The sequence below is a fragment of the Corynebacterium sp. HMSC074C04 genome, assembly GCF_001838295.1.
Classification (GTDB): Bacteria; Actinomycetota; Actinomycetes; order Mycobacteriales; family Mycobacteriaceae; genus Corynebacterium; species Corynebacterium amycolatum.
This window is the reverse complement of the sequence record NZ_KV836272.1, coordinates 801,370-812,537: the sequence shown is the minus strand read 5'-3', so window position 1 is coordinate 812,537 and position 11,168 is coordinate 801,370. Positions and strand designations below refer to the sequence as shown.

Genomic DNA, 11,168 nt, shown 5'->3' with positions numbered 1-11,168 from the left:
CCATGTCGGAGGAACGAACCATCATTGATCCCGTCATCCTGTCGGAGATGATGGGCCAGGACTTTCCGCCCACCCCGCAACAAGCGGCGGTAATCGGTGCACCGATGGAACCAATGCTTGTTGTCGCCGGTGCCGGTGCTGGTAAAACAGCGACAATGGCTTCCCGTGTCGTGTGGTTGGTCGCCAATGGCTTTATCCGCCCAGAAGAAGTTCTAGGTTTGACCTTCACCAGGAAGGCAGCGCGCGAGCTCGGCGTCCGTATCCGACAACAGCTCAATGCGCTTGCTTCCTCTGCCGCATTTCGTGCACAGGCTTCACCAAAGGTACTAGCAAGCCTCGAGGTCATTGCCCCAACCACGCTTACTTACGATGCCTATGCCTCTGAAGTCGTTAGCAATTATGGTCTTTTGCTGCCGACGGAGCCGGGGGTCACCATTATGGATGGCGCGACGCAGTGGCAGTTGGCCTGGGAAACCGCTCGTAATGTGAAGGAAATTGATGTCGATATTGCGCCATCGACTCTGGCCAGTCGCATTATTGAGCTGGGGGCGAACATCGACTCAAACCTTTCTTCACCGCAGGCGATTCGCGAGGAAACCGAAGCATTCATCAGCAATATTGAGCAGACTCCGCAGAAGGGTAAACGTGAGGGGCTAATTGGCGATCTACAGGGCATCGTCGATAAGCAGCGAGAGAGATTAGAGATTTTGCCGCTGGTAGAACAGGTTCGAGCTCGGTGCAATGAAGAAAATGTCGCCACTTTCGGTATGCAGATGGCTCGTGCGGCCCGACTAGCCACCGACTTCGCGGAAGTCGGAGAGGAGGAGCGGCGTCGCTTTAAGATCATCATGCTCGACGAGTACCAGGACACGTCGCACACACAGCGGCTGTTCCTGCGTGCGCTGTTCTCCGGTGGTTGTGTCACCGCTGTCGGCGATCCGATGCAGGCAATTTATGGCTGGCGAGGAGCAACTGCCGAAAACCTTGTGCAGTTTGTCAATGATTTTCCGCGGTCGGATGGGAAGCCAGCGGAGAAAAAGCAACTGACCATTTCTTGGCGAAATCCGCAGTCAGTGCTGCAGCTTGCTAACGCAGTCTCCGACCGTGCTTTCGCGGGGCAGGCTCGTACAGTAGAGGCACTGGATGCCGGTCCAAAAGCAGGTCAGGGCGAAGTGCAGCTTGCTTTCACCGCAACCGGTGAGGAAGAAGTTGCATACATCGCAGATTGCATGGAGGCGCAATTACGCGAATGTGAAGCAGCTGGCAACAAGCTCGATGCCGCCATCCTGGTTCGGACAAATGCTGAATCGGCTGTCTATTTAGATGCACTGTCTGAGCGGGGTGTGCCTGCAATCATCGTGGGACTCGCTGGATTGCTGCATTTGCCCGAGGTCATGGATATCACCTCGGTGATGAAGATATTGGTCGACCCCAGTTCAGACCAGGATGCTCTGCGTCTGCTGCTCAGCCCACAGGTCAATTTGGGTGCCGCAGACGTGGAGGCACTTCGCACTCGTGTAGACCAGCTGGCAATGGCAGGCAAGGACGAGTTGGCCCGAAAGAAGGGCAACCTCGAAGAGACTTCAGACTCCTCACCGCTTTCCCAGCTCGCTCGCCAGTATGACAAGCTCGTGGAAGATGCCGAAGCAGCATCGTCCGCGGTGGGGCTGGGGCACGCCATCGCCGACCCGGATATTCGTTTTTACGACGGCACCCCGCTAGCGCGCGGCAGTGTGGGAAAAAATGGGCGGTTGGTCTGCAGCGAGTCACTGAACTACACAGATGAAGCAATGGCGCGCATCGCACAGTTGGGTGCAAGCCTACGAAAACTACGTCGGTTCTCGCTGAATAAGCCTCTACCGGAACTGGTCGAGGACATCGCTACTGAGTTTGGAATTCGCGTAGAAGCAGCGGCTGGACAGTACGGTTCCGCTACCGCGATAACCAGGCCGACGACTGCGCATCTGGATAGGTTTGTCGATATCGCTGCGACGTATTCGCAAAATATCTCGGACGATGTGACAGGGTTTTTGAACTATTTGGAGTTCGCTGTCGAACACGATGATGGTTTGGAACGGGCACCTATGAACATGCCGGAAAACTGCGTCCAAATCATGACTATGCACAAGTCAAAGGGGTTGGAGTGGGAAACGGTTGCTGTCCCGGGCATCACCACCAGCAAGTTCGACAGAGTTGATTTGTCATCGTGGCTCACCAATTCAGTTCAGCTTCCTCCTGGTGCAATTACCCAAGTGGATCCGCTAACGGCTAGTGCAGAAACAACAGGGGATGCAACACAGCTTGCAGCAGGCGATTGGGCTCCCGTCGCTGATTCTGTCGATAGCAATGCCCCCGAACTGGACATATCAGGCGCAGATAACCAAACCGACCTCAACAAGGTAATCAAAGCCTACAAGGAAGAGCTGCGAGAAGTGGAGAGGGAAGAAAAACAGCGCCTCTTCTACGTTGCCATGACTCGCTCCGCGAAAAAGCTCATTGTCACTGCAAGCAGGCGGCCTAATCCGAGCTTGAAGAAACCCACCGACGTGTCGGCGGACTTCGCAGCCATCGCCACGCAATTCAGCGACTATGTGGTGTCGTGGACAGATGGGGAGGACCCTGAGGTAGAGGACACCGAAGTCGATCTGGACTGCGACACTGCGGTTGATGGGGTGGTCTGGCCCGTCGATACCCTGGGCAACCGCCGAGATAGTGTGCAGCGAGCAGCCGAAAGCGTCATGCGCTACATGGGCGAAGACCAGGATGAGCGCCCCATTGCAGGTGACCTGTCTGAGGTATGGGAAACGGAAACGACCATTCTCGTGGATGAAATCCGTCGAGCTAAGGCCGCGGAGATTCATCTACCAATGCCGACAAGCATGTCCACTAGCGAATACCAAGCCATGATTGCGGATCCGGTCGCGTTTGCTCGTCGGAAAGCACGCTCGGTGCCGTTTAAGCCAAACCGATTCGCGCGCCGAGGTACGGCATTCCACGCTTGGTTGGAGAATCGCTTCGGTGCACACAGCCTGCTGGACGATGAGGATCTCTTCGGGAATCAACTGGATGACTTCCTCGGCACAGAACAAGTCGCGTCCGAACGCGAACTTGAGAAGTTGAAGGCGAATTTCGAGGCATCCGAGTGGGCTGACCGCACGCCAGTGCATGTGGAAGTGCCGTTTGAAATTGCCATTGGGCAACGGCGGGTCGTCGGCCGAATCGACGCGGTGTTTAAGGACAACGGGAAGTGGAGCGTCATTGACTGGAAGACAGGCCAGATGCCGCGCGGAAAGGAAAGGGAAGTAGCGGCGCTACAGCTGGCGATTTACCGCTTGGCGTGGTCGGATAGGCTGCGTGAGATGGGAGTGGAAACGGCCCCCGAAGACATTGAAGCCGGGTTCTTCTATGTTTCGGCAGGACGAACGCTAATACCAGATGAAGCGCTACTGCCAAGCAGGATAGAGTTGGACAGGAAAATGCGCGAGCTGATTGGATAATCATCTACGTATGTAACTGCCGCGTGGCCGTGGCCAGTTATCCAGGTGAAAGCAGCAGTTTGTATGCGCTATTTTTCACCGGGAGGAGTTTTCATGAAAGGCAGGCGAGGAGCGGTTGCGTAATCCAATTCGGAAATCTTCGGGATACGAAACCGGGCTCAATGATCTTCCCGGGCATGCACTGCTGGGAGTCATTGGTCTGCCTGAGTCCGCGCCGAAGAATCCTTGGCGGCTAATCATACGTCGTTTGAACTACGCCGTGTTTTTGCTGCTGATTGCATCCGTCGTGGTCTACTACGATCACGACGGATACACGGAGCCTCTCACCTTCATCGATGCGGTGTATTACTCGGCTGTCAGCCTGTCGACGACGGGCTACGGTGACATCACGCCGGTCACACAGAGGGCTCGATTACTCAATATTTTGATCATTACGCCACTGCGTGTGGCCTTCCTTGCTCTCTTGGTCGGTACTACTCTGACCGTTTTGACCCAAGAGTCTCGGAAAACCCTGCAAATTCAGCGCTGGAGGAGACAGTTGCGCAACCACACCGTCGTTATCGGATACGGCACCAAGGGTCGTTCTGCCATTGCAGCTCTTCTCGCGGACGGCGTAGATCCGGCAGAAATCGTTGTTATTGATACGGACAAGGAAGCACTCGACCACGCTTCGAATCAAGGCTTGGCGACGGTGCATGGGTCGGCTACTAAATCTGATGTGCTGAAGTTAGCTGGTATTCAGCGTGCCCGCTCTATAGTCGTTGCACCGAACAAAGATGACACAGCGGTGCTGGTCACGTTGTCTGTCCGCGAGTTGGCACCGGGTGCCTCAATTGTGGCTTCAGTGCGTGAATCAGAAAACCGCCACTTGTTGACGCAGTCAGGTGCAGACCAAGTGGTCATTTCTTCTGAAACCGCCGGCCGAATGCTGGGGCTGGCCACGGTGACTCCTTCGGTGGTGGAGATGATGGAAGACCTCCTGAGCCCGGATGAAGGATTCTCTGTTGCAGAGAGGCTCGTCACCGAAGAGGAAATCGGTGCCAGCCCACGGCACCTCGCGGATATTGCACTCGGTGTGGTGCGCTCGGGTGAGCTGTACCGAATTGATTCACCGGAGTGTGAATCGGTGGAGCCAGGCGACCGGCTGCTGTACGTCCGCCGTGTCTACAGCAATGACGAATAGCACTCGACAAGTTTAAAAATGGGGTCTAACAACTTTTGACTTACTCAGAGGCGGATGTGAACGAGCCGGAATATCTAGCTGGGCTGGATCCAGATCAGCGCGAGGCAGCCACGGCTCCGATGGGGCCGGTGTGCATTCTTGCCGGAGCCGGTACAGGTAAGACCCGAACAATTACTCATCGCATCAAGTACCTCATTGACCAGGGGTTTGTGCAGCCGCAAAAGGTATTAGCGGTGACATTTACCTCGCGTGCCGCAGGGGAGATGCGCGACCGCCTGGCAAAGATGGGAACGCCTGGAGTCCAGGCGCGCACTTTCCACTCGGCATCACTTCGCCAGCTGCGCTACTTCTGGCCCCAAGTCGCCGGTGATATGCCCTGGCAGCTGTTGGATGACAAGAAATTCCGTGTTGTCGCCCAAGCAGTACGTCGAGTGGGCTTGGACACCTCTAAGGAAACAATCCGAGATGTCATGGGCGAGATTGAGTGGGCTAAGGCCACTCTGGCCGGTGCGGATCAGTACCAAGCCGCGCTGCGGGAGCATGGGCGCACGGCGCCTCTGTCTGCGGAGAAAATTGTCGATTGCTATCGCGCTTACGAGGACATAAAAACCACCCCTGACGGGCTATTGCTCGACTTCGACGACCTACTCATTCACACCGCCGGTGCGATGGAGAATTCCCGTGCAGTGGCGGAGGAATTCCGCAACCAGTATCGGTGCTTCGTCGTCGATGAGTACCAGGATGTCACCCCGTTACAGCAGCGAGTTCTCAACGCCTGGCTGGGAGACCGTGACAACCTGACAGTTGTCGGGGACGCCAACCAGACGATTTACTCTTTCACAGGCGCGACTCCGCAATACCTGATGAACTTTTCTCGGGACTACCCGGAAGCCACAGTGGTCCGCCTGCAGCGGGACTACCGATCGACCCCACAGGTCGTCGAGCTGGCCAACAATGTCATCGGCCGTGCGCAGGGACGTATCGCCGGCTCGCGGCTGAAGCTGATTGGGCAGCGTGAAGACGGCCCGGAGCCGACTTTCAATCAGTACGACGATGAGCCGATGGAAGCTCGCGCGACCGCGCGCAGCATCAAGCGACTTATCGACGCGGGTACGCCGGCATCGGAGATTGCCGTTTTGTACCGCATCAACGCACAGTCCGCAGTTTTTGAGCAGGCTTTGTCCGAGGTAGGAGTCGCCTACCAGGTTCGTGGCGGGGACGGTTTCTACCAGCGTCCCGAGATCCGCGATGCCATCGCAGCACTTGTGCGAGTTTCCCGTTCCTCACGGACTGTTCCGACATTGCAGGGCACGAATCTGTTGGATTTGGTCAAGCAGGTTTTCGCGGGCCTTGGCATGACTGACCAAGAGCCGGAAGGCACTGGTGCCAGGGAACGTTGGCAGTCACTGCGCGCCCTATTCGACCTGTGTAAGGACATCGTTCATGCCAACACCGAGGTCAATATCCAGGCGCTCCTCGGCCAATTGCACACTCGGCAGCAGGCCAAGCATCCGCCGACGCTGGATGGCGTGACGTTGGCTAGCCTGCATGCAGCCAAGGGGCTGGAGTGGGATGCGGTGTTCCTCGTTGGGCTTACCGACGGATCGCTGCCTATCCAACATTCGCTGAATAAATTCGACCGATCTCCTGCACAGGGAGCGGAAGCCATCGAAGAAGAGCGCCGTCTGTTCTATGTCGGCATTACTCGAGCCCGTGAACATCTGGAGCTATCTTGGTCATTGTCGAGGACAGAAGGCGGCCGCAGGTCACGTCGCCGCACACGATTCCTCGATGAACTCGACATTGATGTCTCTGACTACTCGGCGGAGGCACAGCGAAGCTCAAGGAGCTCTAGTTCCCGTGGTAAGCGTCAGCAGTCCAAACAGTGCAAGGGCTGCACTAAGCCATTGCACACCGACGCGGAGCGGATCTCAGGGCGCTGTGAAGAGTGCCCGGTCAGTGCGGATCCTGCGCTACTGGAAGCATTGCGTGCATGGCGCCTGGAAATGTCGAGAGAAATGACTGTCCCCGCATTCGTGATCTTCTCCGATGCGACCCTTCTGGCCATCGGTGAGCAGCAACCGACTACGCCGGAGGAACTTCTGCAAATTCCCGGAATTGGAGAAGCGAAGCTCAATCATTTCGGCGAAGACATCTTGGGAATCGTCAATTCTTTTGTGAATTCCTAGTCAGATTCTGCTCAAGGCACTTCGAATTACATGAACTGCATCTGCGAGTTGCCATGACCACACACTGGGCACTGCGGGTGGGGAGCAACCGTAGTGCGGGTGATATCGAGGCTTTCCAAATCTATGCGCACCTCTGTCGCACATAGATCTGAGAGGTCCGGTCGCCGCAGCTGCCCAACCAACAGCGGCACCGCTGTGTTCAGCCATTCCGGTGCGGTCACGGGCGTAAAAGTGCGAAGCTGCAGCGCAATCAGTGCCCGGACGGGGTCGCGGTCTCGTCGATAAGCTTCGAAACACATCGAGCAGGGCCCTTGACCTGGCTGAACAAGCGGCCCAAGAATCAGTGCTCCATCGCGGAAATGCGTGTGCAGATGCTCAATTCCACGATGAAACAGAGCGCGAACCAAGGGCATGCTCGGTACTTCCATGCCCGTGACCACCGCGAGCCCGATGTCTTCCGGCGTGGATTGAGATATTTTCAGCGTCGCATTGCGAGTGGGCGACATTGCCTTCGTCCAACTACCGCAACCCGTGCGACGAAGCTCTTTTAAAAGTCCAGTGCGCAAACTGTCCCGACCGATCAGCGTAATCCTCCGTCGTGTCGGTGGTTTTTGGATCAGTGCTGCTCGGTGAAGGTCGGAGATAAGTGCTGTAATGAACTGCGGTGACAGTTTGTCGTGACTGTCAGCAAAGGCCTCGCTTAAGGTGCTACCTCTATGAGCTGCAAGAAGTGCCGAGAAGACAGGCCCCGGCGGGGTGCCGTCGGAAAGCGGCAGAATCATGCTGCGCTCCGGTTCCACGCCGAACTGAATCCGCGCGCCTGGGCGCATGATAATCGGTATCTCCGGGCGCAGTGCGTAGTCCGTGGTAGGCGCGGCAAGCGTTTGTGCTGCGGGTGCGTCCGAACCTATTACGCCAGCCGTACCATCCCGCCCCCGAGACGTATCCCTGTATTCCCCCATAAAAATATCTTTTACCCCGGGGCCAGCTTTTACGCAATCGCAGGGCAGAGCATATACGCTTAAAAAGCATGAGCACCAAGCGACCTGAGTACGGCCCGGATGTTGAGGTTCGGCGCTCGAAGCGCCGCCGCCGTACTGTGTCCGCCCGCGCGGAGGGAAACCGAATCATTGTCATGGTTCCGGACGACCTCAGCGCCGCTGCGGAAAAACAGCAGGTCAATGAAATTGTGGCGCGAGTGCGGAAGAAAGTTGGCAGCAACCTGGATAATTCCGAGCTGGAGCGCCGCGCACGGCTGCTCTCGCGTACGGTGCTGGAAGATCGCCCGCGGTTTGAGTCAATCAAATGGGTCAAGAACATGTCGCGCAGGTGGGCATCGGTCACCGGCGGCGTTGATAGTCCGGGACGTATTCGCATTTCGCACAGGCTTGCCGACGTCCCGGGGTACGTCCTCGACGATGTCATTGTGCACGAACTGGTGCACACTTTCGTCGACGGGGGTCATACCGAAGAGTTCTGGTATTGGGCGGCAAAAGCCCCGTACCACGAACGGGCACGGGGCTATTTAGAGGCGTATCAGCGCTGGGGAACCCAGAGCTAACTAGCTACTTATCGTCATCGGTGTCGCCAGAATTGTCCTCGTCGGTGTCACTGTCCTTGCCCTCAGCCGCGCGTTTTTCGGCTTCTTTGCGCAGCTGCTCTTCAAGCTCTGCGATCGGGTCGAAGTCATCGTTGTCCGAACCGCCAAGAACCGAGTCAATAAAGGCCGCGGGTTCATCCAAATCTTCTGCTACGGGCAGGAAGTCCGGGTGATCCCAGACCTTGTCACGTTGCTCGATGCCCACAGCGGTGGTCAGGCGGTGCCACAAGTTGGTTGCCTCACGCACCTTGGGGGAGCCGAGGTCAATGCCGGTGGCCTTCTCCAGCGCCTGCTCAGCACCTTCGGTGGCGCGGCGACGACGCCAGGCTTCATCCAATTGTGCGGCACCCGGTAGACGCTCACCGAGGGCATCGGTGACAACCATGTCCACCCACCCTTCGACCAGTGCTAGCAGCGTCTGGAAACGAGTACGAGCATTCTCGTTACGAGAACGAATCTTCGGACTCAGATCCATATTTTGCAGCTGACTCATAGCCTCCTGCATACGCTGCGGATCCTGCATGTTCTCAATATCCAGACCGCGGGCGGCCTCTTCGATCGCGGAGTAGTCGATGACGATGCCAGCGGCGTACTCCTCGACAGAGGAAATCATGCGTTCAGCCAGCCATGGCACGCGGTCGTAAAGACGTTGGTGTGCAGCTTCGCGGGCAGTGGCGTAGATAAACAGATCGCGCGCTGGAACCTCGAGTTCCTCTGCGAGAGTAACTAGATGTGTTGGCAGCAGTACCGCCGCACCAGTGGTGTGTAGCGGCAGCCCGAGGTCAGAACCAGTCAGGCTCGTCTGTGCCAATTCAGCCAGCGCATTGCCCAGCTGAGTACCGAAACTCATCGAGTTCATCTGACGCATGATGCCCAGCATCGGGCCCATCATCTCGCGAGCTTCTTCTGGAACGCCCTCGAGGGAGGCATCACTCATGCGGCTGGCGACGGGATCGACAAGGCGAGTCCATGTCGACTTGGTGTTCTCCAACCACTGCAGGCTATTCCACGCTTCTACGCGGTTGACACCAGCGGGAAGGGAGGTGACGTCATCTAGCCACAGTTCGGCCAGGCGCAAGGAATCAGCCAGCGCCTCGCGGGCCGAGTCCTTCACCGGAGCTGGGTTACCAAGACGGGTCCGCGCAACGCGCTCGGCCGCGTCGTAGTTGACAGGGCCAGAGTTAGACTCCTGGAATCGCTGCCCCATGCCGGAGAACATCTCGCCGAACTGGTTGAGAATATCGCCCAAGTTCGGCTGTTCTCCTTTGCCAGAGGCGCCGCTGCCGGGCTGCCCGGGGCCGCCGAAACCGAAGCCACCGGCGCCGCCCATGCCACCGAAGGGGAACCCGAAGAAACCGAAAGGACCGCCCTGGCCGCCCTGACCGCCCTGGCCGGAGTCATTGTTGCCAGCGTCGTCACGATCGTCATCATTGTCGTTCGGACCAAAGCCAAATCCGTTAGAACTCATGCTCCCACCGTACCGGGCAATGACCCGCGTGAGTACTTAAAAGCACCACTTTATTGGCAACTTCGCGCCCAGCGAACAGACACGAACAACATTCATCAGGTGTCCAGTAGGCAGATAGCGAGAATGTAGGGTGTTATTTGTGAATCGTCGTACCCAAACTCTTGTTGCGGGCGCTGTGCCCATCGCCGCGTTGGCAACTGTGCTTTCGCTGCCAACGCTGACAGTTCCCTATGCCGCGCAGGGGCCTGGCCCGGTCTTCGACGTCCTCAGCGATGTCGAGGGAAAGAGCATTATCTCGGTCAGCGGCAGTGCTGCGGACTCCGAACGCTCTAAGGGCACGCTGGATATGACAACCGTCGCAGTCAGGCATAACCTGACATTGCCGCAGGTCATTGGCCTGTGGTTTGATCGTGACAACGATATCGTCCCCATTGAGGCGGTCTTCCCTCCGGGCCAGAGCCAGGACGAGGTGGAAGAGGAGAACAAGGCTGCATTCACCGAGTCGGAGGCCAACGCCACCTCCGCTGCACTGGCACATCTCGGGTTGCCGATGGAAGTCACCGTCGCCTACACAGTGCCGGATAGTCCCGTCGATGGGCGACTGCATGAAGACGATGTGATTCTCGCAGTGGATGGGGTGGCAGTAAGCAAGCCCGAGCAAGTCAAGGCGATTATTGCCGGACGCAACCCGGGCGATACTGTCACGTTGAGGGTCAAGCCTGCGACCGTCGATAAGCAGAAGGCTGCTAAGGGCGAGGACTCTGCCCCCGAGAAAGCCGTCGATATTTCTGTGACACTGGCGGAAAACCCGCATCAAAAGAATGCCGCGCTGCTCGGCGTGGGGATGGGGGCGCAATCCGCGGACGACACCAAAGTTGAGTACCAGCTCAGCGGCATTGGAGGTCCGTCGGCGGGTCTCATGATGACGCTTGGAGTGATTGACAAGCTGAGTCCAGGCGATCTGACCGAGGGGCAGCACCTCGCTGGCACTGGCACTATTGACGCTGCCGGCAACGTGGGCGAAATCGGTGGCATTACACACAAAATCTCGGCTGCCCGAGATGAGGGCGCCGAAATGTTCTTCGTGCCGGAAGGCAATTGCGCAGAAGCTGTGACTGCCGACCGAGGCGATATGAAGTTGGTAAAGGTCTCTGTGCTTGACGACGCGCTTGCGGCAATCGAAAAGCCGGAGACCGCGCAGACCTGCTCGTAGTTTTGCCGTAGCCCTTAC

At 57.5% G+C, this 11,168-nt stretch carries 7 protein-coding genes; 5 read left to right on the top strand and 2 right to left on the bottom strand.

Features of this window, described 5'->3' with window-relative positions; genetic code table 11:
• Positions 1 to 2: 2 nt before the first annotated feature.
• The 3 genes from HMPREF3011_RS07945 to HMPREF3011_RS07935 all read left to right on the top strand — a co-directional run bounded on the left by HMPREF3011_RS07945 (position 3) and on the right by HMPREF3011_RS07935 (position 6,869).
• Complete coding sequence (locus tag HMPREF3011_RS07945; RefSeq protein WP_070841366.1) at positions 3 to 3,497, top strand: ATP-dependent helicase; 3,495 nt, start codon at positions 3 to 5, stop codon at positions 3,495 to 3,497.
• 115 nt (positions 3,498 to 3,612) lie between these two features.
• Complete coding sequence (locus HMPREF3011_RS07940; RefSeq protein WP_049182182.1) at positions 3,613 to 4,680, top strand: potassium channel family protein; 1,068 nt, start codon at positions 3,613 to 3,615, stop codon at positions 4,678 to 4,680.
• 119 nt (positions 4,681 to 4,799) lie between these two features.
• On the top strand, positions 4,800 to 6,869 hold the full coding sequence (locus HMPREF3011_RS07935) for an ATP-dependent DNA helicase UvrD2 (protein WP_070841541.1): 2,070 nt from the start codon (positions 4,800 to 4,802) through the stop codon (positions 6,867 to 6,869).
• Between the two features lie 26 nt (positions 6,870 to 6,895).
• Here the strand turns inward: HMPREF3011_RS07935 and HMPREF3011_RS07930 are convergent, their stop codons facing one another.
• Positions 6,896 to 7,651 (bottom strand): TOMM precursor leader peptide-binding protein, encoded by a 756-nt coding sequence (locus HMPREF3011_RS07930; RefSeq protein WP_246821473.1) that lies wholly within the window; start codon positions 7,649 to 7,651, stop codon positions 6,896 to 6,898.
• Positions 7,652 to 7,899: 248 nt separating this feature from the next.
• Between HMPREF3011_RS07930 and HMPREF3011_RS07925 the strand changes: the two genes are divergently transcribed.
• Complete coding sequence (locus HMPREF3011_RS07925) at positions 7,900 to 8,430, top strand: YgjP-like metallopeptidase domain-containing protein (RefSeq protein WP_016422236.1); 531 nt, start codon at positions 7,900 to 7,902, stop codon at positions 8,428 to 8,430.
• 4 nt (positions 8,431 to 8,434) lie between these two features.
• Here the strand turns inward: HMPREF3011_RS07925 and HMPREF3011_RS07920 are convergent, their stop codons facing one another.
• The gene (locus tag HMPREF3011_RS07920; RefSeq protein ID WP_038627963.1) at positions 8,435 to 9,937 is read right to left on the bottom strand and encodes a zinc-dependent metalloprotease; all 1,503 of its coding nucleotides are present in this window, start codon (positions 9,935 to 9,937) and stop codon (positions 8,435 to 8,437) included.
• Between the two features lie 139 nt (positions 9,938 to 10,076).
• Here HMPREF3011_RS07920 and HMPREF3011_RS07915 point away from each other — a divergent pair, with 139 nt between their 5' ends.
• Positions 10,077 to 11,150, top strand: a complete 1,074-nt coding sequence (locus HMPREF3011_RS07915) for a YlbL family protein (protein WP_038627965.1) — start codon at positions 10,077 to 10,079, stop codon at positions 11,148 to 11,150.
• Positions 11,151 to 11,168 lie beyond the last annotated feature (18 nt).